Origin of the sequence: Brucella grignonensis (genome assembly GCF_002252505.1) — a bacterium.
Lineage (GTDB): Bacteria > Pseudomonadota > Alphaproteobacteria > Rhizobiales > Rhizobiaceae > Brucella > Brucella grignonensis.
Genome location: NZ_NNRL01000164.1, coordinates 163,689 through 187,490, shown reverse-complemented (window position 1 = coordinate 187,490; position 23,802 = coordinate 163,689). Strand labels below are relative to the sequence as shown.

Genomic DNA, 23,802 nt, shown 5'->3' with positions numbered 1-23,802 from the left:
GTGTGGTTTGCGGATTTGAAGTTCCTAAACGTGGATGCAACACAAATAATAGGAACTTCAAATCCACCACACTAGGCGGGGAAAACACAAAAAAATCCAATCTACGTTTCTAATAGCATCGTCATTATCGATTTTGCTTACCGCACGTTGCGCGGTGGCTTTTCAAAGGAAGCGATCCATGAAATCGACCCAGATTATACTTTCTGCAATTTTTACTCTTGGTATCGCGGGGGCGGCCCATGCAGACGCTGTACCGAAACGGTCAAAGGATTTCACAGGGAATTATCAGACGCTGGTGAAAGACCAGCACGCATCACCGCAAGTGGCTGATTGCATCGCGAGCGCTTATGACTACGTGAAGAAGAGCAAGAAATATGATCGTCTTGGCTTCACGAAAGACGATATCGCTGACGCCACAATCAATGATAAATCGTCGAAATTCAGCGCCAAAGACGCGAGCAAGGTTTCTGCCGTTATTTCAGTCCCCGGTGAAGCCCGTACAAAAAGTGGCGGCACACAATGGGATAGCATCACTCTGCGCTGCGGCATAACTGGTGGCAAGCTTAAGGCAATTGAACTTGCACCCGGACAAGGCGCGAAATAGGCGTTGTTTGCCACCTATCGGAGCAACTGATGCCAATCAGTTGCTCTTTTTGTCTGGGACGTGTTCTGGAAGGCCTTTGTGCTTGGTCTCTACAAACCCTTCCAGTTCCTTCTCAGTCACAGATTCAAACATTTCTTTTGAAGCGCCTATCAGCTCGCTTTTCCTGATCTCGTCACATTTGGCGGCCAGTGCGGCACCGGCAGCTTTTTGCTGAGCCTGTGATTTTGCTGGCATTGTTCTTACTCCCTTGGTTGGGAGAGTAACGAGTGCGCCGGTATCAGGTTCCTTATTCTTCTGCCGCACCATCAAAGCGTGAACGGGCTTCCCGCATTTCCTTACGATTCTTGACTGCCCACTGCCCAAGCACATCGATCGGTACCGCCAGAGAATGACCGAGCTCGGTCAGCGAATATTCAACCTCTGGCGGCGATGTCGGACGAACATGACGCGCCACAAGCCCATCACGTTCAAGCGAACGCAAGGTCACCGTCAGCATCCGCTGGGAAATACCTTCAATCGCTCGCCGCAGTGCGTTGAAACGCATTGAGCCTGTTTGCAAGTTGAAGACAACGAGAATACTCCACGTATCCCCCACCCGATCAAGCACTTCGCGGATTGGACATAAGCTTTCGCCTTCTAGATCGGACTGAAAAGCAGCCGTCGACGACAATAATGGAGTTTCGGCATTCGGGCGCGTGGTGATTGTCATTCTGTTTCCTTGGGCTCGCTTCCGAAGCTTCATTCCCTGCGGACCGCTCTTGTCAGCAACGCGGTTACTTCCATGTACCCTAATCATGAAAAAGTGCGTTCTTCACAAGGCTCTGCGTATCGGCTACCTAGTTACCATAAAGAACCTGATTATTAAATATCACTTCTCTGGTTGGAACTGAAAGGAAAATTTCATGGCTAAAATCGCACTGATCGGCGCTACGGGTTTTGTTGGCGCTGCCGTCCTCAAGGAAGCCGCATCACGCGACCACAGTGTCACCGCCCTTGTCCGCAATACAGATAAGGTTGCGAAACTCGATAATGTTACCGCTGTAAAGACTGATGTGTACGACACTGATGCGCTCGCAAAGCAGATTGCAGGCAGCGACATTATCATTTCCGCTTTCAATCCCGGCTGGGCAGACGCCAACATCCGCGAAAAACACATCGAAGGTAGCCGTTCCATCAGTGAAGCTGCGAAAAAAGCGGGTGTGAAGCGTCTGATCGCAGTTGGCGGCGCAGGTAGCCTTGAAATCAATGGCCATCAGCTTGTGGATTCCCCTGAGTTTCCTGCTGAATGGAAAGAAGGTGCGCTTGGCGCGCGTCAGGCGCTCAACGAACTGCGCGAAGAGAAGGACCTGGATTGGACATTCGTTTCACCCGCTATCATTCTCCAGCCTGGCGAACGCACAGGCAAATATCGCCTTGGTGCAGACGAGCCTGTTTTTGACGATAAGGGCGAAAGCAAAATCTCGGTTGAAGATCTGGCCGTTGCAATCGTCGACGAAGCAGAACAGGGTAAGCATATTCGCCAGCGTTTTACCGCTGCTTACTAAGATCATCTACGACGGGGCGCGTAACCGATAGAGCTGTTCAACACAAATGTAGCGCCAAAAATACGCAAAGCACTGAACCTGAAAGCATCTGTATGAAGAAAAAGCCGACCAATCAGCATTGGTCGGCTTTTATTAGAGCGCATTTCGATCTGATTGGATCAGATCGAAATGCGCTCTAAATATTTGTTTTAACGCGCATCTTTGTCCGAAAACCGTTTCACACTTTTCGGGATGCGCTCTAAACCAGTTCGACTTCCACGACACCGGGAATTGCCTTCATGGCACTGGCGATCTGTGGGCTGACACGATAGCGGTGCGGAAGTTCGATCTCAACTTCGCGCTGGCCTTCTTCCTTGATCACGATAAAGCTCACCTGACCATCGCCTCGCGTATTGAAATGCGGCACGATGTGCTTCAAAGCTTCAGCGGAGCGGAGATATAGGCGGAGCGCCTTCTGCATCCGACATGCCTCATCCTCCAGCGATTGTACCGTCTGGATACGCAAGCCTATGCCTTCCGGACGGTTTTCAGCGGCGACCGTAATGACCACCGATTTACCGCTTTCGAGAAGATCGCGATACTGGGCAAGACCTTCCGAGAAAAGTACGGCCTCAAACTGACCACTGGCATCGGAGAGCTGTACGATACCCATCTTGTTGCCAGTGCGCGTTTTGCGTTCCTGACGCGTGGTGACGGTGCCTGCCAGACGTCCCGCATTTGCGCCACGCTTCACAGCGGCTGAGAAATCTGCCCAACTCTGAACGCGCATACGATCGAGAACCTGACGATATTCGTCCAGCGGATGAGCGGACAGATAAAAGCCCACCGCCTGAAATTCACGATGCAGCTTTTCAGACGGCAACCAGGGGGCAGCCTGTGGTAGGATCAACTGTTCCTTCGGCGCTCCCGAAAGACCGAAAATGTCGGACTGACCGCTGGCCGCATTTTCCTGTGTGCGCTGCGCAAAGCCCATGATGCGATCCATGCCCGCGCTCATTGCGGCTCGATCACGTCCGAAGCAATCGAGCGCGCCCGCATTGATCAAGCTTTCCATCACACGTCGATTGACAGTTTTTGGATCAATACGCTCGCAGAAATCCTCAAGACTTTCAAAAGGCTTCTCGGCCCGTACATCGACGATGTGGTCCACTGCCGCTTCGCCAACGCCTTTAATCGCGGCCAGCGAATAGAAAATCTTTTTTTCGCCAACTTCAAACGGGCGGAAGGAAGTCATGACGGATGGCGTCACGACGTCAATACCCAGACGATTGGCCTCACGGCGGAAATCGTTAAGTTTGTCGGCATTGGACATATCGTAGGTCATCGAAGCCGCAAGGAACTCGACCGGATAGTGTGCCTTCATGTAGGCGGTCTGGTAAGACACGATTGCGTAGGCTGCTGCATGAGACTTATTGAAGCCATAGTCAGCGAACTTGGCCAACAGGTCGAAAATCATATTCGCCTGCGCCTTGTCGACACCGCCTTCAATCGCACCATCGACGAAACGAACGCGCTGCTTGTCCATCTCCTCACGGATCTTCTTACCCATCGCGCGACGCAGAAGGTCAGCTTCACCGAGCGAATAGCCCGAAAGCACCTGCGCGATCTGCATAACCTGTTCCTGATAGACGATAACGCCCTGCGTTTCCTTGATAAGGCCGTCGATCTTCGGGTGAATGGAGGCGATTTCCTCCTCACCATTCTTGCGCGCATTATAGGTCGGGATGTTCTCCATCGGACCCGGACGATAAAGCGCTACAAGCGCAATGATGTCTTCGATCCGATCAGGACGCATGCCGAGCAGCGCCTTGCGCATGCCCGCACTTTCAACCTGGAACACGCCGACGGTTTCGCCGCGCGAAAGCATTTCATAAGTCAGTGCGTCATCGAACGGCAGACGCGTAAGGTCAATTTCAATGCCTTTACGTGCAACAAGCTTGACGGCTGTTTCCAGCACGGTGAGCGTTTTGAGACCAAGAAAGTCGAATTTGACCAGTCCCGCCTGCTCGACCCACTTCATGTTGAACTGCGTAACCGGCATATCCGAACGCGGGTCGCGATACATTGGCACGAGTTCGGAAAGAGGCCGATCACCAATCACGATACCGGCAGCGTGCGTAGAGGCGTGACGGTAGAGGCCTTCGAGTTTCAGCGCCATATCAAGAAGACGACCGACAACCGGTTCTTTCTCACGCTCTTCATTGATTTTCGGCTCTGTCTCAATAGCCTGCGCCAGAGAAACAGGGTTGGCCGGGTTTTGCGGCACCAGCTTGCAGAGACGGTCTACCTGTCCGTAAGGCATTTCGAGAACACGCCCAACGTCGCGCAGCACAGCGCGCGCCTGAAGCGTTCCGAAAGTTATGATCTGTGCGACCTGATCGCGCCCGTATTTTTCCTGCACGTAGCGAATGACTTCTTCACGACGATCCTGACAGAAATCGATATCGAAGTCGGGCATCGATACGCGGTCTGGATTAAGAAAGCGCTCGAACAGCAGCGAAAACCTCAGTGGGTCGACGTCCGTAATGGTCAATGCGTAAGCGACGAGAGAACCGGCACCTGAACCACGTCCCGGCCCCACTGGAATGCCGTGCAACTTCGCCCATTTGATAAAGTCTGCAACGATCAGGAAGTAACCCGGGAACTTCATGCGGGTGATAATGCCAATCTCGTAATCGAGACGTTCAGCATATTGTTCTTCCGTATATCCTTCGGCAAGACCGGCAGTTTCCAGCCGCATCTTCAGGCCTTCACGCGCCTGACGGGCCAGCTCTTCTGCTTCGGCCTGAATACCTGCCTCTGGATCATCAGACTCACCAGTAAAGCGCGGCAGAATGGGCTGACGCGTCTGCGTGAACCAGCTGCAACGCTCGGCAATTTCGATCGTGTTTTCGAGCGCTTCCGGCAAGTCTGCAAACAGAGCCGCCATTTCTGCGCGGCTTTTGAGATGATGATCCGGTGTCAGACGGCGGCGATCATCATTGGAAAGGATTTGCCCTTCGGCGATAGCAAGCAGCGCGTCATGTGCCTCGAAGTCTTCCGCTTTGAGAAAGAAGGCTTCATTGGTTGCAACAAGCGGCAAATCCATCGCATAGGCGAGTTCTACAGTCTTCGCCTCAAGCGCACGGTCATAGCCGGATTGTCGCTGCAATTCGACATATAGCCGATTACCAAAAGCTTCTTTCAAAAACGCCAGACGTGCTTCTGCACGGTCCGGGCGGTCTGCAGCAAAAGCCCGTCCGATTGGACCGAGCTGTCCACCCGAAAGTACAATGACGTCATCGGACAAGCCCGGCAGCCAGCTTGCTTCGATATGGACCGGATCGCCCGACGGCGTATCAAGGAAGGCACGGCTGACGAGCCTTACGATATTGGCGTAGCCCTTTTCGGTCGAAGCGAGCAAAACGACAGGTGCCAAATCGAGAACCAATCGCCGATTGGCACTACGACTGTTATCGTTGTGATCGCCAAACCCTATGTCCAGCTGACAACCGATAATTGGCTGCAAACCGTCTTTCGACGCCTTCTGCGCAAATTCCAGGGCACCAAAAAGATTATTGCTATCAGTTATCGCGATGGCCGGTGCTTCATCGGCAATCGCCTGTTTGATGATCTTGCCGACCGGCAATGCGCCTTCAAGCAAGGAATAGGCAGAATGTACCCGCAAATGGACGAAACGAGGTGACGACTTGCCCTCGCCCGCTGCAATGCTTGCTGTATCACTCATTCTATTTCCCCGATCTATGCAGAGCTGAAAGCACTGCCATACCATGATAGCGAAATCATGTTCCAGCGCCGTCCGGGCACGTCTCATTCAATGAGAGCTGCACCCGGTAACGGGCGACTCTTATCGCCCACTACGTCAGTTTCGGGGAATACGGCAACGAAGTCCAGAGCGACGGTCGTTACAATCAACGGGGTTCACAGAAGAACCCTTATCACGTTTTCAGATTACACTTACCCAGATGGCGAAAGTGGCAACGAACAGGCTGACGGAGACGAAAGACAAAACGTCGTAGACGAGATCGGTCATTGGAATAACTCCTCTTTGTTCACGTATGTTTATTTTTTGTTCCATTTTTGTTCCAAAGTCAACACCCGTTCTTGTAGATGCATGTATTTAAGGTTTACGAAAAATAAACGTGCGATCACCAGCGGCATGGCCACCGGCGTTGAGCAAACGAGATATGAGGGGAAGGTTTTGTCTACATATCAAGGCGCGAGCGCTTTGCGCATCGCCCCTTGATATGTGGCTGATTAGACGTCGACGACCTTGCCTTCGCGAAGCGTCACACGACGATCCATACGGCGGGCCAGTTCGTGGTTATGCGTTGCAATCAAAGCTGCAAGGCCCGACTGACGCACAAGTGCTTCCAGCGCACCGAAGACATAAGACGATGTCGTCGGATCGAGATTGCCTGTCGGCTCATCGGCCAACAATACCAGAGGCGCATTGGCAACCGCACGCGCAATCGCGACGCGCTGCTGCTCACCACCGGAAAGCTCTGACGGACGATGGGATGCACGCTTGCCGATCTTCATATAATCGAGCAGCTGCTGTGCACGTACTGATGCTGCCTTCTGCGGCAAGCCACGGATCATTTGCGGCATCATCACATTTTCAAGGGCTGAAAATTCCGGCAACAGATGATGGAACTGATAGACAAAGCCGACATCGTTGCGACGAACCGCGGTGCGCTCGTCTTCCGACAGACCACCACATGAACGATCATCAAGAATCACGTCGCCGCTGTCCGGGCGCTCAAGCAGACCGGCTGTATGCAGCAAAGTCGACTTGCCCGCACCGGATGGTGCAACGAGCGCAACCATCTCGCCGCGACGCAGTGTAAAGTTCGCGTCCTTGAGAATAACGAGTTCGCGATCAGCTTCCTTATAGGCGCGGCTGACATTTTCCAGACGCAGAATGACTTCAGCCGCCATTATTCATACCTCAGGGCTTCGACCGGATCGAGCTTGGCAGCGCGCCATGCCGGCAAAATGGTGGCAATAAAAGAAAGGATCAAAGCCATTGCTATGACGGACAATGTTTCACCAACATCCATCTTCGCAGGTAGCGTGCTCAGGAAATAAAGTTCCGGATTGAACAATGTCGTGCCCGAAAGCCAGGAGAAGAACTCACGCAGACGCTCGACATTGAGGCACACCACAACACCTAAGATGACGCCTGCAACCGTTCCCGTCACACCAATAGCAGCACCAGTCATAAGGAATATACGCATCACCGCGCCACGCGTTGCACCCATGGTGCGCAGGATAGCGATATCGTGTCCCTTGTCCTTCACAAGCATGATGAGACCGGAGATGATATTGAGCGCGGCAACGAGCACGATCAGCGTCAGGATCATGAACATGACATTGCGCTCGACCTGTAGCGCCGAGAAGAAAGTCTGGTTACGCTGGCGCCAATCCACCAGAGAAATCTGGCGGGCCGCTACTTCCTCGACAGGCGCACGCATCGCATCCACCTTGTCGGGGTTATCGACGAATATCTCCAGCGACTGCACCTTCCCTTCCTGATTGAAGAAAAGCTGCGCCTCTGAAAGCGGCATCATGACAATTGACGCATCATATTCCGACATGCCGATCTCAAAGATTGCAACAATCGGATAGGCTTTCACGCGTGGATTGACGCCAAAAGGCGTGACGTCACCATCGGGTGAGATAACGCGCAGTGAATCACCGATCGAAAGGCCAAGATTCTCAGCCATACGGGTGCCGATTGCCACGCCGCCACTCTGATCGAAGCCCTTCAATGTGCCCTGTTTTACATTCGTGGAAACAAGCTTGAGCTTGTCAAGATCCTCTTCGCGAAGACCACGTACCAATGCACCGGTGCCAGCACCGATATTACCCTGAACGAGGGCTTGCCCCTCGACCACAGGAATGGCGAACTGGACGCCTTTGATCCCATCTATGCGCTGAATAAGGCTCGCATAATCATCAAGCGGCCGATCCATCGGCTGCATGATGAGGTGGCCATTGATACCCAGAATGCGGTTCAAAAGCTCGGCACGAAACCCGTTCATCACCGCCATAACGATGATGAGCGTGGCAACACCAAGCATGATGCCAGTGAAAGAAAAACCGGCAATGACCGAGATAAACGTCTCGCGGCGGCGCGCTCGCAAATAGCGCCATGCGATCATCCGCTCATAGGCTGAGAATGGGCCAGAAGAAGGTGCCTTGCTAGATACCTTCTGCTTGCCGTCAGATTTTGCTGCCGCCGCATTGCTCATGTTTAAGCCGTCAACAGGTTGATTGCCGCTTCTACAGTGAGGTTCTGCCGCTCACCCGTCTTGCGATCTTTGACTTCGACTTCGCCCGCAGCAACGCCGCGTGGACCAACGATCACCTGATAAGGCAGACCGATCAGATCAAGGGTCGCGAATTTGGAACCCGGACGGTTGTCCGTATCATCCAGCAGCGGATCGAGGCCAGCATTGGTGAAGGCCTGGTAGAGCTTTTCGCTCACGCCGTCACAACCTTCGTCCCCCGGCTTCATGTTGACAATGCCGACGCCGAACGGTGCAATCGCCTTTGGCCAGATGATGCCTGCTTCATCGTGCGAAGCTTCAATCGCAGCTGCAACCAGACGCGATGGGCCAATACCATAAGAACCCATCGATACGAGGTGTTCCTTGCCATCAGGTCCCTGCACCTTTGCACCCATTGGTTCGGAATACTTGGTGCCAAAATGGAAGATGTGACCAACTTCAATACCGCGAGCCGAAACCTGATCATCGGCTTTCACCGCCGACCATTCTGCTTCGTCGTGCATTTCATCCGTTGCCGCATAAGGCGTCGTCCAGCGCGTAACGATATCCGTCAGCTGTGCATCATTACGGAAATCCGTATCTGCACCCGGAACCGCCAGATCGAGATAAGCCTTATCGCAATAAACCTGGCTTTCGCCCGTTTCTGCAAGAATGATAAACTCGTGCGAAAGATCGCCACCGATCGGGCCGGTATCCGCACGCATCGGGATCGCCTGCAGGCCGACGCGGGCGAAAGTGCGAAGATAGGAAACGAACATACGGTAGTAAGCCATTTTCGCGCCCTCATAATCGAGGTCGAACGAATAGGCGTCTTTCATCAGAAACTCGCGCGAGCGCATCACGCCGAAACGCGGACGAACTTCGTCGCGGAACTTCCACTGAATATGATAAAGATTGAGCGGCAGGTCCTTATAGGAGCGCACATAAGAACGGAAAATATCCGTAACCATCTCTTCATTGGTCGGCCCGAAGAGCATTTCGCGCTCCTGACGATCCTGAATGCGCAGCATTTCCTTGCCATAGGCATCGTAACGACCGCTTTCACGCCAAAGATCGGCGGACTGGATCGTCGGCATAAGAATTTCGTTGGCGCCTGCACGGTTCTGCTCTTCACGAATGATGTTGCAGACCTTGTTGAGGACCTTCAGACCAAGCGGGAGCCATGAATAGATGCCTGCCGACTGCTGCCGGATCATACCGGCGCGCAACATCAACCTATGGGAGACAATTTCTGCCTCCTTTGGATTTTCTTTCAGAATGGGCAAAAAATACTGCGACAGACGCATCGTGACCACCGATCAAGAGAGAGATTGCCTGAGTATCAACTGAGTGTGTGTAGAATCAGGCAAAAATTAAGCAAACTTGCCGGTTTCATAACGGGTTATGCCGCTGTTGAAAACCCGCTCCGTCTCGCTTTACTGAGCAGCTTTTTTACCGTCCACAACCATCATTGATGCTCGTATTAAAAGCGGACCTTAAAGGTCATTCGAGGATTCACTTTAATTTTCAATGTATTATGTATCTAAGATACTAGAACAGAAAAAAATGCGAAGGAAATATGACTGCTTGAAAGATTTTTGGTGACAAAAGCTGTGCAGTCCGCTATTTTTTTCATCAATAAGTCCAGCAACGGAATGAAACCGTTGTCTCACGCGGTCAAAGTCTTGGGAGGATGGATCCAGGCGCGAAATTCCGCCGCCGCCAGTAAAATGGAAACGGGTCGAACGCGTATTCGACTAGCAAGGCGCAAGCCTTGCTTTTTTTTTGGCTTTAATGTGACCACCGGCTGCAGAGATCTAATTCGCGACACAAGTCGTTGATTTTCTAATTATTTTTCAGTTGCAATGATGGTCAGCGCTATGCGCCAAGCGCAAATTTGGCGCGCATCCATTTCGAAAAATCTCCATAAAAATGGAGTATCTCGCATCGCTAATTGTCTATTTATTCAAACAGTTATGCTGAAATAGTAAGTTTTAGATTCACGGCATACTCTCAATAAAATGCGCCCACTGCCCAACGCAAAACGGCGCCTAATTTTTAGGCACCGCTCCGTCAAATCAGAAAAATAAGTATGATGGAACGACCGCTTTTACTTCAGATCGGGGAAGAAGTGCGGGATATCGTCAAGGCCGAAACCTTTAACCTGCGTCATGTAATAGTAAAGGCCGAAGATAGCCGTAGCCACTAAGGTTGTTCGCAGAAATGCGAGTCCGATGCGTGGCTTCGCAGGAGCGCTGGCAACCGTACCGAGGGTGACATCATTTTCTTCTGCTTGCGTTCGTAGCCCGACAGGCAAAAGCGCGAAAAGCGTCGTCCACCAGATGACAAAATAAATCGCAATGCCCGAAACCCAGGACATGATTATACCTCCTCCAGTTCAATCAGTGTCCCATTAAAGTCCTTGGGATGCAAAAACAGAACGGGCTTGCCGTGTGCACCAATCTTCGGCTCACCATTACCTAGTACCCGTGCGCCTTCGGCTTTGAGATGATCTCTGGCAGCGATGATATCCGCAACCTCATAGCAGAGGTGATGCATGCCGCCAGATGGGTTCTTTTCGAGGAAGGAAGCAATGGGTGATCCCTCACCCAAAGGCTCAAGCAGTTCGATCTTGGTATTACCAACATCGATAAAGACCACCGTGACACCATGCTCGGGCAAGGCTTGTGGCGCGGTCACTTTCGCGCCCAATTGGCTGCTGTAAAGCGCAGAGGCAGCCTTTATATCCGGCACCGCAATTGCGACGTGGTTCAGGCGTTCAAGCATCAGTGTTCCTCCTCCCGACGTTTGAATCACTTTATCCGGTTGAGAAACACCGTCACTACCGGCTTTTTGCCCCATGCCTCATTTGTCGCAGCGCGAACAGCACGACGAACCGATTCACGAACCACTTCCAGATCCTTACGGCGCGCGCGCGGAATGCTGTCGATAGCCTCGATAGCAGCATCAAGCAGGATATCTTCCATCAGATCGCCCTGCCCGTCTTCCTCTGGAAGACCGAAAGCGACGAGATCCGGTTCATCCATAATCTTGAAATCGCGGTCAAGCAGAACAGAAACGGCGACATGGCCGACAAAGGCCAGCTTACGACGCTCAACCATGCCGATCTCGTCTTCGTCACCAATCAGCTTGCCATCCTTGTAGATACGGCCAACCGGCGCCTCATCGATGATTTCTGCCTTACCTGGTGCAAGGCGCAGCATATCGCCATCGCGAACCTGCGCGATCTCTTCGATACCTTCCATTGCACCGAGTGACCCTTGAGCCACCAGATGTGCGGCTTCGCCGTGCACCGGCACGAGAATTCTCGGGCGTACCCAGGAATACATGCGCTTCAATTCACTGCGGCGCGGATGGCCGGAAACATGCACAAGTGCGTCATCATCGCTGATCAGCTTGATACCCTGATCGATAAGCTTGTTCTTGATGTCGAGAATGGCTTTCTCGTTACCCGGAATCGGACGCGACGAGAAAATAACCGTATCACCAGCCGAAAGCGCAATGCTGCGCATTTCATCACGCGCAAGTTTCGCAAGCGCTGCACGCGGCTCGCCCTGACTGCCCGTCAGGATCATCACGACATTTTCACGCGGAATATAGCCGTAATCGTCTTCGCTGAGAAATTCTGGCAGGCCTTCCATATAACCAAGCTCGGTTGCCACGGCGATTGTGCGCTTCATTGAGCGGCCCACCACCAGCACCTGACGGCCGGCATCGCGTGCAGCTTCGGTAATTGAGCGGATACGACCAACATTCGACGAGAAAGTCGTAATCGCCACGCGACCGCGGGCGTTTTCAATCAGTTCGCGCAGGCTATCGCCGACTTCGCGCTCGGATGGAGATTCACCTTCGCGCATCGCGTTGGTGGAATCGCAGATCAGCGCCAGAACCCCCCGATCGCCGATTGCGCGGAACCGCGCTTCGTCGATCAGCGGCCCCATTGAGGGATCAGGGTCCATCTTCCAATCGCCCGTATGAACAACCGTGCCGAGCGGCGTGGTGATCGCAAGCGAAACAGGCTCAGGAATCGAGTGCGTTACGGCAATTGCTTCGAGCTTGAAAGAACCGACCTCGAAACTTTCGCCAGCTTTGAATATCGTAATCGGAATTTCGGGTGCACCAGATTCAGACTGGCGTTTCGCTTCAAGCAGACCTGCCGTGAATGGCGTCGCATAGACCGGAGCTTTCAGGCGCGGCCAAAGGTCGAGCAGTGCACCATAATGGTCTTCGTGCGCATGTGTAATGATGATACCGCGCAGATTGTTCTTCTCAGCCTCGAGAAAACGAATATCAGGCAGGATCAGATCCGCGCCGGGATGTTCAGGTCCGGCAAAGCTTACGCCCATGTCGACCACAATCCATTCACGATTATCTTCTGGACCAAAGCCATACATAGCCAGGTTCATACCGATTTCGCCGACGCCGCCGAGAGGCAGGAAGACAAATTGGGTCGATGGTGAGCGGGGCATAATGCCTCCCTGTTCTAACTTCGTTTTAGAGTGCCGACTTGCCGAATTGATTCAGCTTTACGCTCTAACTTTTTGATTTAACGCACATCCTGTAGAAAAAGTGTCTATCACTTTTCGGAGGGATGCGCCGCAAACTTTCATTCTTCCACATGTCCTGACCGGAAAACCCGGCTCCCGCTTTTAGAAGACATGCTCTGATTATGTCCCTGTTGAACCGGCTGCCGATAGTTTGCAAGCATGGAACGGCATCAACTTAAGCGTATTTTGCACACATAACCTGTCAGGAAACGGCTTTAACTGATGCTGCTGTTCCAAAATAAACATCGCCTGCGGTCACCGGGACGCGCGTTCCGTCGTCTTCACGAATGACAAGACGGCAATCCGAATCAATAGTTTCAAAAACGCCTTCGACAATGCGGCCATTCAATTGCATGACAACGGGCTGACCAAGACCATGCGCGCGCTTGAGCCAAAGCTCTCGGATCGTGTTGAGACCGCGCCCATCATCCCAAATTCGAAAATAATGGCACCACGCATCAGATAGCGCCAAGAACAACGTCGCAGCATCAGCATTGCTACCTAATGCGCTGATCGAAGTCGCTGCATAAGGCAAGCCGTCAGGAGCGGCCACGACATTCGTGCCCATACCGACAGCAAGGCCAAACAGGCCTTCGGCCAACAACGTCGATTCAAGAAGAATGCCGGAAAGTTTTGCACCGTCAACGAGAACGTCGTTCGGCCATTTAAGCGCGACGTTCACGCGGGTCGCAACAGTCGATGGCAAAACCGCATCAACGGCATCCACCAGAGCCAAACCAGCCACAAAACCTAAAGTAGCGGCAATCTTGGGATCGAATCGATCGACCAGAAGCAATGTTGCTGCGAGATTGCCTTCCGGCGCAGTCCAAGTACGACCGCGTCGTCCGCGTCCGCTTTCCTGCTTGGGAGAAACGAACCAGAGGCGCCCTGCATCACCGGCATTAGCCCGCGCAAGCGCCTCTGCATTTGTAGAACCAATGACTGGGAAAAACTCCAGTCTATACCCGTCTGCTAAAGCCGCAGGTGCCAGCGTGAAACCCATGCCATCACCTGCGGCTTTATTCATTGTCATGCTCAGAAGAACGTCTTCGCTGCAGTTTCAGCCAAGCCACCGAGCCAGCCACCGATAAATCCGTAGAACAGAACGAATGCACCGGAAGCGAGTAGGACCAGACGAAGTTCGATTGCTGCTGGAACGAAGGTCGTTACCGGCTCATCGAACCACATGATCTTGATCATGCGCAGATAGTAGAACGCACCAACAACCGAAGCGACAATACCGATGATTGCGAGTGGATACAGCCCCACTTCAACCGCAGCCACGAAGGTGTACCACTTACCGAAGAAGCCAGCGAGCGGCGGAATACCTGCAAGCGAGAACAACATCATGGTCATGATGGTTGCCATAACCGGATTGGTACGCGAGAGGCCTGCCAGATCTTCGATCTGTTCGACATTGCCTTCTTTTGTCCGCATGGACAGGATGAAAGCAAAGCTACCAAGCGTCATGACGAGATAGATCGCCATGTAAAGAGCAACACCCTTAACACCGACAACCGTACCGGCTGCCAGACCAACGAGCGCATAGCCCATATGGCTTATCGACGAATAAGCCATCAGGCGCTTGATGTTGCGCTGACCAATAGCAGCAAAGGCACCCAGTACCATCGAGGCGATTGCAACGAAGGTAATGACCTGCTGCCAGTCGTGTGTCACTGGAGCAAAAGCGCCTTCGACCACGCGAACGATCAAAGCCATTGCAGCCATCTTGGGAGCGGCAGCAAAGAATGCGGTTACAGGCGTTGGTGAACCTTCATAAACGTCCGGCGTCCACATATGGAACGGAACAGCGGAAATCTTGAAGCACAGACCTGCCAGAATGAACACCAGACCGAAGACCAGGCCAAGCTGACGCTCACCACCGGAAATGGAGCTGGCGATTTCTGCAAAGCCGATATGGCCGGTGTAGCCGTAAACAAGGCTGATACCGTACAGCAGCATACCCGAAGAAAGCGCGCCGAGAACAAAGTACTTGAGGCCAGCTTCTGTCGAACGAACGCTGTCGCGATTGAAAGCTGCAAGCACATAGAGTGCAAGCGACTGGAGTTCGAGGCCCATATAGAGCGTCAGCATGTTCGATGCCGACACCATGATGAGCATGCCAAGCGTCGAAAGCACGATCAGCACAGGGAACTCGAACTTGTCGAATTTCTCTTCACGCGCAAAACCAACAGACATGACGAGTGTCACGATGGAGCCGATCAATGTCAGCGCCTTCATGAAACGTGCGAAGCCGTCGCTTACAAAGCCACCGCCGAAAGCAGTGCCGTTGTGCGGGAAAATCACGACAAGAGCCAGTGCTGCGATCAAAACAGCGACTGCAAGTCCATTGACGAGGGTTGAGGCGCGCTCTCCGGAGAACACGCCGATCATGAGCAATGCCAGTCCGCTCAGCGCGAGGAGAACCTCGGGAGCTGCGAGAGACAGGGAAGCAATCAGGTCGGTTTGCATCAAGCCTACGCCTTTACTTACTGCGCCAGCGTAGCGCTAGCGGCATTTGCCAGCGCTGCGTCGTAATTAGTAACCAGTGCATGCACAGCGCTTGCGGTCGCATCGAAGACCGGCACTGGATACACACCGAAGAAAATGGTGAGGATCACAAGCGGATACAGGATCAGCTTTTCACGTGGGCTGAGGTCAAGAAGGCCCTTGAGGCTTTCCTTGGTCAGCGCACCGAACACCACGTTGCGATAGAGCCACAGCGCATAGGCTGCCGACAGGATCACACCCGAAGTCGCGAACAGTGCAACCCACGTATTGACGCGGAAGACACCGAACAGCGTGAGGAATTCACCGATAAAGCCTGACGTACCCGGAAGACCGACATTCGCCATCGTCAGAATGAGGAAAGCAACGGCATATTTCGGCATGTTGTTGACGAGACCGCCGAAGGCCGAAATCTCACGGGTATGCATACGATCATAGATCACGCCAACGCAAAGGAAGAGCGCGCCCGAAACGATGCCGTGCGAGAGCATCTGAAAGATTGCACCCTGCACACCCTGCTCATTGGCTGCGAAGATACCCATGGTCACATAGCCCATATGCGCTACCGACGAGTAAGCGATCAGCTTTTTGATATCTTCCTGCACCAAGGCAACGAGCGAGGTGTAGACGATAGCAATTGCTGAGAGTGCAAAGATGAACGGTGCGAAATCGGCAGATGCCAGCGGAAACATCGGCAGCGAGAAGCGCAGGAAGCCGTAGCCGCCGAGCTTCAGAAGGATACCGGCCAGAATGACCGAGCCTGCTGTCGGCGCTTCAACGTGCGCATCCGGCAACCAGGTGTGAACCGGCCACATCGGCATCTTCACCGCGAAGGACGCGAAGAATGCCAGCCATAGCCACGTCTGCATGCCTGCAGGGAAATCGTACTTGAGCAGTTCTACGATATTCAGCGTACCGGCCTGCCAGTACATTGCCATGATCGCGATCAGCATCAGCACCGAGCCGAGCAGCGTATAAAGGAAGAACTTGAAGCTCGCATAAACGCGGCGCTTGCCACCCCAAACACCGATGATAATGAACATCGGGATAAGGCTCGCTTCAAAGAAGACATAGAACAGGAACAGATCCAGCGCGCAGAACACGCCGATCATGAGCGTTTCCAGAATAAGGAAAGCGATCATGTATTCCTTGACGCGCTTGTCGATAGCGACCCAGCTTGCCAGCACGCAGAAAGGCATGAGGAAAGCGGAAAGCACGACGAAGAGCATCGAAATGCCGTCAACGCCCATGTGGTAGGAAATGCCACCACCGAGCCAGTCAACCTGTTCGACCATCTGGAAGCCCGGATTTGAATTATCAAACCCGGCCCAGATAACCAAAGAGAGAATGAAAACGAAAACCGTAGTCAGCAGCGCAACATTCTTGATGTTGCGACGCGAGGCTTCGCTGTCATCCTTGATGAGAAGGATCAACAAGGCGCCGACGAGCGGCAGAAATGTGACCGTAGATAGAATTGGCCAATCGGTCATCAGAGAGAGCTCCCGAGCATCATCCAGGTGACGAGCGCGGCGACGCCGATAAGCATCGCGAATGCGTAGTGATAAAGGTAACCAGACTGCAGCTTCACAACGCGACCTGTAACATCAAGAACGCGTGCAGCGACACCGTTAGGACCGTATCCGTCGATAATCTTGCCGTCGCCGACCTTCCAGAAGAAGCGGCCAAGCCAACGTGCAGGACGGACGAAAATCAGGTCATAGAGTTCGTCGAAGTACCACTTGTTGAGAAGGAACTGGTACAGACCGCGATGACGTTCTGCGAGTGCCTTCGGAATGTGTGGAGCGCGGATGTAGAACACCCAGGCTGTAACCAGACCGATCAGCATTGCGATGAACGGCGACAGCTTAACCCACAGCGGAACATGGTGATAATGTTCGAGGATTTCATTGCCCGGAGCAGTGTAAAGCGCGCCCTTCCAGAACTCTGCATATTCGTGGCCGAAGAAGTATTCTTTGAACACGAAACCAGCAAGCAAAGCACCAACAGCAAGCAGCATCAACGGAACGAGCATCACTGGCGGCGATTCATGAACGTGATGCATGACTTCAGCGGAAGCACGTGGCTTGCCATAAAAAGTCATGAAAATCAGACGCCATGAATAGAAGCTTGTGAACATCGCGGCAACGACCAGAAGCGTGAAGGCGTAACCCGAAGCGAGGCTGTGCGACGCAAAGACCGACTCGATGATGGCGTCCTTCGAGAAGAAGCCAGCCGTACCGATGACCGTTCCTGGAATGCCCAGACCCGTGATCGCAACAGTACCGATCATCATCATCCAATAGGTGATTGGGATCAGCTTGCGCAAACCACCCATGCGACGCATGTCCTGTTCGTCCGACACGGCATGGATAACCGAACCGGCGCAAAGGAACAGAAGCGCCTTGAAGAAAGCGTGCGTGAAGAGGTGGAACACGGCGGCGCCGTAAGCGCCCACACCAAGAGCCACAAACATGTAACCAAGCTGCGAACAGGTCGAGTAAGCAATAACGCGCTTGATATCATTCTGCACAAGCGCAACGGTTGCAGCAAAGAATGCTGTCGTTGCGCCAATGATCGTCACGATCAAAAGAGCGGTATGCGAATGTTCAAAGATCGGCGACAGGCGCGCAACCATGAACACACCCGCGGTCACCATTGTTGCCGCGTGAATAAGTGCGGAAACAGGTGTTGGGCCTTCCATCGCGTCAGGAAGCCATGTGTGCAGCAGGAACTGCGCAGACTTACCCATCGCCCCCATGAAGAGCAGCAGGCAAACAACGGTCAGCGCAGTTTCCTTGTGCAGTTCATAGCCAAGGAAGTTGAGAACAACCGCACCGGTATCGGCAGCACCTTCTGCAGGCAGATAATTCGCAGCGGCCGCAAAGATCGTGTTGTAATCAACCGACTGGAACAGCGCAAACAGACCGAAGATACCAAGCAGGAAGCCGAAGTCGCCAACGCGGTTGACAACGAAAGCTTTCATCGCGGCGGCATTTGCCGAAGGCTTCTGGAACCAGAAACCGATCAAGAGATACGAAGCCAGACCCACGCCTTCCCAGCCGAAGAACATCTGAAGCAGATTGTCCGAGGTAACCAGCATGAGCATGGCGAAGGTGAACAGCGACAGATAGGCAAAGAAGCGCGGGCGATGTGGGTCGTGGTGCATGTATCCGATCGAATAGATGTGCACGAGAGCCGACACCGAATTCACCACGACCAGCATGACGCCGGTGAGCGTATCGATGCGCAGAGCCCAATCGAACGACAGCGAGCCGGACGTCACCCAATGAAGCACAGGGACACGGACCGTTTCGGCATCGTGGCCAAGCGGGATCTGAAAGAAGACAACCCATGACAGGATCGCAACGATCACCATCAGGCCGGAAGTGATGTATTCACTCGCCTTGGCTCCGATCTTATTGCCGAAAAGACCGGCAATAAGGAAGCCAATAAGCGGAAGGAAGACGATCGCGTTATAGAGCATTTGCCCGTCAACCTTTCATAACATTGACGTCTTCCACCGCGATAGAACCGCGATTACGGAAGAAAACAACGAGAATTGCCAGACCGATAGCCGCTTCTGCAGCTGCAACAGTCAGAACGAAGAGTGCGAAGACCTGCCCGACCATATCGCCGAGCACTGATGAAAACGCCACAAAATTGAGATTGACCGAGAGGAGGATCAACTCGACAGACATCAGGATAACGATGACGTTCTTGCGGTTTAAGAAGATACCGAAAACGCCAAGTGTGAACAGGATGGCTGAAACGGTCAGATAATGAGAAATACCGATTTCCATATTCTTATCCTCAGATGCCCTTGCCCGTTTCGACCTTCTTGATCTCGATCGCCGTTTCAGGCGTACGAGCAACCTGATCCGGGATCGACTGGCGCTTTACATTTGGCTTGTGCCGCAGCGTCAGAACGATCGCACCGATCATGGCAACGAGAAGGACCAATCCGGCAATCTGGAAGTTGAAAACGTAGTCGGTGTAAAGAATGTCACCGAGGGCTGCAGTGTTGGTGCGTTCTGCGAGATCCGGGATCGGAACCGAGCCCTGCCCCAGCTTGGGCGTGAACATCGAACCCGCAAACACAACGATCAGCTCGCCCAGCAGAATGAGACCGACCAGAGCTCCAACCGGCGCATATTGCAGCGCACCACGCTTGAGTTCAGAGAAATCGACATCCAACATCATGACGACGAAGAGGAAGAGAACCGCCACAGCGCCGACATAAACGACAAGCAGGATCATGGCGAGGAACTCGGCCCCCGTCAGCAAGAACAGTGCCGCCGCATTGAAGAAAGCGAGGATCAGAAACAGCACCGAATGCACGGGGTTGCGCGCCGCAATCACCATGAACGCGCTGGCGATCATGATAAAGGCGAACAGATAGAAGAACGCTGCCGCAATACCTGTCAGCATGGGGATCCCCCAACACCTTTCCGTGGACAAAGCCCTATTGCTTTGCCCGCTTTAGTCTTTGTTTGTCGCGAAAATCGCGAAACTTAAATTCAAGCAACAAGCGAGGTTTTCCCCTCTTGTTGCCGCTTTTCAAACCGGATGCCGAAACCGCGTTTCAGCAAAACCAATCAGCGATATGGCGCATCCATCGCGATGTTGCGCGCAATTTCGCGTTCCCAGCGATCACCATTGGCAAGGAGCTTGTCCTTGTCATAGTAGAGCTCTTCGCGGGTTTCGGTCGCAAACTCGAAGTTCGGACCTTCAACGATTGCATCCACCGGGCAAGCTTCCTGACAGAAGCCGCAATAGATGCACTTCACCATATCAATGTCGTAACGCACCGTGCGGCGCGTGCCGTCGTTGCGGCGTGGACCTGCTTCAATGGTGATAGCCTGCGCCGGGCAGATCGCTTCGCAGAGCTTGCAGGCAATGCAGCGTTCTTCGCCGTTGGGATAACGGCGCAGCGCATGTTCGCCACGAAAACGTGGAGAAACCGGACCCTTTTCATGCGGGTAGTTCAGTGTCGCCTTTGGCGCGAAGAACTGACGCATGGAGAGGAAGAAAGCACCGACGAATTCCTTGAGAAGGAGGGATTTCGCGGCTTGTGCGAATGAAGCCATTTGTCTTTCTCCTTACACCAGATCGAAGACTTTGATGACGGTCGCGGTCAGAACAACCATTCCGAGCGAAATCGGCAGGAACACTTTCCAACCAAGACGCATCAGCTGGTCGTAGCGATAACGCGGTACGAAAGCCTTCACCATGGCGAACATGAAGAAGCAGAAGCAGAGCTTGAGCATGAACCAGATGATGCCCGGAACCCAGTTGAGGAACCATACATCAACCGGAGGCAGCCAGCCGCCAAGGAAGAGCGTGGTCATCAGGGCGCACATCAGCGTGATCGCCACATACTCGCCCAAGAAGAACAGAAGGAACGGCGTGGACGAATATTCGATCATGTGACCGGCCACGAGTTCGGATTCAGCCTCGACGAGGTCGAATGGCGGACGGTTCGTTTCAGCAAGCGCCGAGATGAAGAAGATCACGAACATTGGGAACAGAACCAGCCAGTTCCAGTCGAGGAACGAAGCAGGCAGTCCGAGCGATGTGCCAAGACCCGTATTCTGCGACAACACAATATCTGTCAGATTAAGCGAGCCAACGGTCAGAAGAACCGTGACAATCACAAAACCGATGGAAACTTCGTAGGAAACCATCTGCGCTGCCGAACGAAGTGCACCAAGAAACGGATACTTCGAGTTCGAGGCCCAGCCGCCCATGATAACGCCATAAACTTCAAGCGAAGAAATAGCGAAGATATAAAGCAGACCGACATTGATGTTGGCGATTGCCCAACCTTCGTTGACCGGAATGACCGCCCAGGTTGCCATTGCCAGCACTGCGGAAATGAAAGGTGCGAGAAGAAACACACCCTTATTCGCGCCCGATGGAATGATCGGTTCTTTGAAGACGAACTTCAAAAGATCGGCGAAGGCCTGAAACAGACCCCATGGGCCAACGACGTTCGGTCCACGGCGAAGCTGCACGGCTGCCCAGATCTTACGATCCGCATAAAGCAGGTAAGCCACGACGATCAGCAATACGACAAGCAGAACGACCGACTTCAGCGCTATGATCAGCGCGGGCAAGACGTAAGCTGCAAAAATTCCGTCCATTATTCCGTCTCTCTCTCGCTTACTCAGCTGCCTGTTGGAAGCTGCCGGCCGCAAGCGCCGAGCACTCGGCCATGACAGCGGAAGCACGCGCGATTGGGTTCGTCAGGTAGAAATCCTTGACCGGGGAGACGAACGCAGCGCCGCCGCCCAGGTTGGTTGCCTTTGCGGCCAGCGCGACGATGTCGTCGGCGGAGCCGGGCATAATAGTGTCGATCGCCATCATATGCGGGAAGTCTGCATAGAGCTTGGCGCGAAGCTGTGCGAGCGAGTCGAATGGCAGACGCTTGCCGAGCGTGTCGGAAAGAGCGCGCAGGATTGCCCAATCTTCCTTCGCTTCGCCCGGAGCAAAGCCAGCACGGTTGCCAAGCTGCACGCGACCTTCAGTGTTGAGCCATGTGCCCGACTTTTCGGTGTAGGCAGCGCCCGGCAGGATCACGTCGGCAGCATGTGCACCGGCATCGCCGTGCGTACCGATATAGACGACGAAGCTCGAACCCTTGGCTGTCATGTCGAGTTCGTCTGCGCCGAGCAGGAACACAACATCAAGATTGCCAAGCATATCGCCTGCAACCTTGCCGCCCTCACCCGGAACAACGCCGAGATCAAGAGCGCCGACGCGGGAAGCGGCAGTGTGAAGCACTGAGAAACCGTTCCACTCACCGTTGATCGCACCAACGTCCTGAGCGAGCTTTGCAGCGGATGCGAGAACTGCTGCACCGTTTTCGCCAGTCAATGCGCCCTGACCAACGATGATCAGCGGACGTTCAGCCTTTGCCAGCACGTCACGGAATGCATTTTTACCGGAAGCAACGGCTGCGAGGGTGTCCGCACCTGAACCAAGATATTCGTAGTCGTAACGCAGTTCAGCCTGTTCGCCGATCAGAGCGATTGGGAAATGGCCCATGCGTTGACGCTTGCGAATACGAGCATTGAGAACAGCTGCTTCAACACGTGGGTTGGAACCGATGATCAGAAGAGCGTCAGCATTTTCAATGCCTTCGATCGTCGTGTTAAAGAGATAGCTTGCACGACCCAAAGCTGGATCCAGTGCTGCGCCGTCCTGACGGCTGTCGATATTGGCTGAACCAAGCGACGCGATCAGGCTCTTCAGAGCATAGAGTTCTTCAACCGAAGCCAGATCGCCAGCAACAGCACCGATCTTGTCAGCGGAGGTAGCGGAAACCTTGGCAGCGATCGCTGCAAAAGCTTCAGGCCATGATGCTGCAACCAGACGGCCATCCTTGCGAACATATGGGCGATCAAGGCGCTGGGTGCGCAGACCATCCCAGATGAAACGGGTCTTGTCGGAAATCCACTCTTCGTTCACCGCTTCATTGACGCGCGGCATGATGCGCATCACTTCACGGCCACGGGTGTCAACACGGATGTTCGAACCGACAGCATCCATCACATCGATGGTTTCCGTCTTATTCAGCTCCCACGGACGAGCCTGGAATTCATAAGGGCGCGAGGTCAGAGCACCAACCGGGCAAAGGTCGATGACATTGCCCTGCAGTTCCGACGTCATTGCGCGTTCGAGATAGGTGGTGATCTCAGCATCTTCACCGCGACCAATCAGGCCGAGTTCAGAAATGCCAGCCACTTCGGTCGTGAAACGGACGCAGCGCGTGCAGTGAATGCAACGTGTCATCACGGTCTTGACGAGTGGGCCGATATACTTGTTCTCAACCGCACGCTTGTTTTCGCGATAGCGCGAGCCATCGGTACCAAACGCCATTGCCTGATCCTGCAGATCGCACTCACCTGCCTGATCGCAGATCGGGCAATCGAGCGGGTGATTGATAAGCAGGAATTCCATCACGCCTTCGCGGGCCTTCTTGACCATCGGCGTATTGGTGAAAATTTCAGGTGCTTCGCCATTCGGGCCGGGACGCAGATCGCGCACGCCCATAGCGCAGGATGCTGCTGGCTTTGGTGGCCCACCCTTCACTTCAACAAGGCACATGCGGCAGTTTCCGGCGATGGAAAGCCGTTCGTGGAAACAAAAACGCGGGACTTCAGCCCCCGCGGCTTCGGCAGCCTGAAGGAGCGTATAGTGATCGGGTACTTCGATCTCTGTGCCGTCAACCTTAATATTTGCCATCGCTTATCCAAACCTGCGGCTCTTGCCGCATCTTCCAGATGTCAAACTCTATTGCA

General features: G+C 53.6%; 20 protein-coding genes. 2 read left to right on the top strand and 18 right to left on the bottom strand.

The annotated features are described in order from the left end of the window. Nucleotides 1-178 precede the first annotated feature (178 nt). On the top strand, nucleotides 179-604 hold the full coding sequence (gene bspC, locus CEV33_RS18780) for a type IV secretion system effector BspC (protein WP_094541920.1): 426 nt from the start codon (nucleotides 179-181) through the stop codon (nucleotides 602-604). Nucleotides 605-640: 36 nt separating this feature from the next. On the opposite strand, the gene CEV33_RS18775 is transcribed toward bspC, so the two are convergent. Next, complete coding sequence (locus CEV33_RS18775) at nucleotides 641-838, bottom strand: DUF3008 family protein (RefSeq protein ID WP_094542078.1); 198 nt, start codon at nucleotides 836-838, stop codon at nucleotides 641-643. A 52-nt stretch (nucleotides 839-890) separates the two neighbouring features. Continuing rightward, a complete protein-coding gene (locus CEV33_RS18770) occupies nucleotides 891-1,313 on the bottom strand; it encodes a winged helix-turn-helix transcriptional regulator (protein WP_094541919.1) in 423 nt (140 codons plus the stop codon). 193 nt (nucleotides 1,314-1,506) lie between these two features. Between CEV33_RS18770 and CEV33_RS18765 the strand changes: the two genes are divergently transcribed. Further along, nucleotides 1,507-2,148: an NAD(P)-dependent oxidoreductase gene (locus tag CEV33_RS18765; RefSeq protein WP_094541918.1), complete on the top strand. Its 642-nt coding sequence runs from the start codon at nucleotides 1,507-1,509 to the stop codon at nucleotides 2,146-2,148. A 238-nt stretch (nucleotides 2,149-2,386) separates the two neighbouring features. On the opposite strand, the gene dnaE is transcribed toward CEV33_RS18765, so the two are convergent. From dnaE to nuoG, 16 genes are all read right to left on the bottom strand, one after another. Then, on the bottom strand, nucleotides 2,387-5,875 hold the full coding sequence (gene dnaE / locus CEV33_RS18760; RefSeq protein ID WP_094541917.1) for a DNA polymerase III subunit alpha: 3,489 nt from the start codon (nucleotides 5,873-5,875) through the stop codon (nucleotides 2,387-2,389). A 530-nt stretch (nucleotides 5,876-6,405) separates the two neighbouring features. Beyond that, a complete protein-coding gene (locus CEV33_RS18755; RefSeq protein WP_094541916.1) occupies nucleotides 6,406-7,089 on the bottom strand; it encodes an ABC transporter ATP-binding protein in 684 nt (227 codons plus the stop codon). Next, nucleotides 7,089-8,405 carry a lipoprotein-releasing ABC transporter permease subunit gene (locus tag CEV33_RS18750; RefSeq protein WP_094541915.1) on the bottom strand — a complete coding sequence of 439 codons (1,317 nt, stop codon included), beginning with the start codon at nucleotides 8,403-8,405 and terminating at the stop codon, nucleotides 7,089-7,091. Before CEV33_RS18750 ends, CEV33_RS18755 begins: the two co-directional genes overlap by 1 nt. A 2-nt stretch (nucleotides 8,406-8,407) precedes the next feature. Further along, nucleotides 8,408-9,730, bottom strand: a complete 1,323-nt coding sequence (gene proS, locus CEV33_RS18745) for a proline--tRNA ligase (RefSeq protein WP_094541914.1) — start codon at nucleotides 9,728-9,730, stop codon at nucleotides 8,408-8,410. Between the two features lie 803 nt (nucleotides 9,731-10,533). Next, nucleotides 10,534-10,803 (bottom strand): DUF1467 family protein, encoded by a 270-nt coding sequence (locus tag CEV33_RS18740; RefSeq protein ID WP_024897490.1) that lies wholly within the window; start codon nucleotides 10,801-10,803, stop codon nucleotides 10,534-10,536. Nucleotides 10,804-10,805: 2 nt separating this feature from the next. Beyond that, the gene (gene mce, locus CEV33_RS18735; protein ID WP_094541913.1) at nucleotides 10,806-11,210 is read right to left on the bottom strand and encodes a methylmalonyl-CoA epimerase; all 405 of its coding nucleotides are present in this window, start codon (nucleotides 11,208-11,210) and stop codon (nucleotides 10,806-10,808) included. 26 nt (nucleotides 11,211-11,236) lie between these two features. Next, the gene (locus CEV33_RS18730; protein WP_094541912.1) at nucleotides 11,237-12,913 is read right to left on the bottom strand and encodes a ribonuclease J; all 1,677 of its coding nucleotides are present in this window, start codon (nucleotides 12,911-12,913) and stop codon (nucleotides 11,237-11,239) included. A gap of 280 nt (nucleotides 12,914-13,193) precedes the next feature. Then, a complete protein-coding gene (locus CEV33_RS18725) occupies nucleotides 13,194-13,994 on the bottom strand; it encodes a biotin--[acetyl-CoA-carboxylase] ligase (protein ID WP_094542077.1) in 801 nt (266 codons plus the stop codon). A 32-nt stretch (nucleotides 13,995-14,026) separates the two neighbouring features. Beyond that, complete coding sequence (nuoN, locus tag CEV33_RS18720; RefSeq protein ID WP_094541911.1) at nucleotides 14,027-15,463, bottom strand: NADH-quinone oxidoreductase subunit NuoN; 1,437 nt, start codon at nucleotides 15,461-15,463, stop codon at nucleotides 14,027-14,029. 17 nt (nucleotides 15,464-15,480) lie between these two features. Further along, a complete protein-coding gene (locus tag CEV33_RS18715) occupies nucleotides 15,481-16,989 on the bottom strand; it encodes an NADH-quinone oxidoreductase subunit M (protein ID WP_094541910.1) in 1,509 nt (502 codons plus the stop codon). Beyond that, nucleotides 16,989-18,983 (bottom strand): NADH-quinone oxidoreductase subunit L, encoded by a 1,995-nt coding sequence (gene nuoL, locus CEV33_RS18710; RefSeq protein WP_094541909.1) that lies wholly within the window; start codon nucleotides 18,981-18,983, stop codon nucleotides 16,989-16,991. The genes CEV33_RS18715 and nuoL overlap by 1 nt, the downstream gene beginning before the upstream one ends. Before the next feature lie 7 nt (nucleotides 18,984-18,990). Continuing rightward, nucleotides 18,991-19,299: an NADH-quinone oxidoreductase subunit NuoK gene (gene nuoK / locus CEV33_RS18705; protein ID WP_007874552.1), complete on the bottom strand. Its 309-nt coding sequence runs from the start codon at nucleotides 19,297-19,299 to the stop codon at nucleotides 18,991-18,993. Nucleotides 19,300-19,309: 10 nt separating this feature from the next. Further along, entirely contained in the window at nucleotides 19,310-19,927 is a 618-nt protein-coding gene (locus CEV33_RS18700) for an NADH-quinone oxidoreductase subunit J (RefSeq protein ID WP_024897483.1), read from the bottom strand. 167 nt (nucleotides 19,928-20,094) lie between these two features. Further along, nucleotides 20,095-20,586 (bottom strand): NADH-quinone oxidoreductase subunit NuoI, encoded by a 492-nt coding sequence (gene nuoI / locus CEV33_RS18695; RefSeq protein ID WP_007874549.1) that lies wholly within the window; start codon nucleotides 20,584-20,586, stop codon nucleotides 20,095-20,097. Between the two features lie 12 nt (nucleotides 20,587-20,598). Beyond that, on the bottom strand, nucleotides 20,599-21,642 hold the full coding sequence (gene nuoH / locus CEV33_RS18690; RefSeq protein WP_094541908.1) for an NADH-quinone oxidoreductase subunit NuoH: 1,044 nt from the start codon (nucleotides 21,640-21,642) through the stop codon (nucleotides 20,599-20,601). A gap of 19 nt (nucleotides 21,643-21,661) precedes the next feature. Then, on the bottom strand, nucleotides 21,662-23,746 hold the full coding sequence (gene nuoG, locus CEV33_RS18685; protein WP_094541907.1) for an NADH-quinone oxidoreductase subunit NuoG: 2,085 nt from the start codon (nucleotides 23,744-23,746) through the stop codon (nucleotides 21,662-21,664). Between the last annotated feature and the right edge of the window lie 56 nt (nucleotides 23,747-23,802).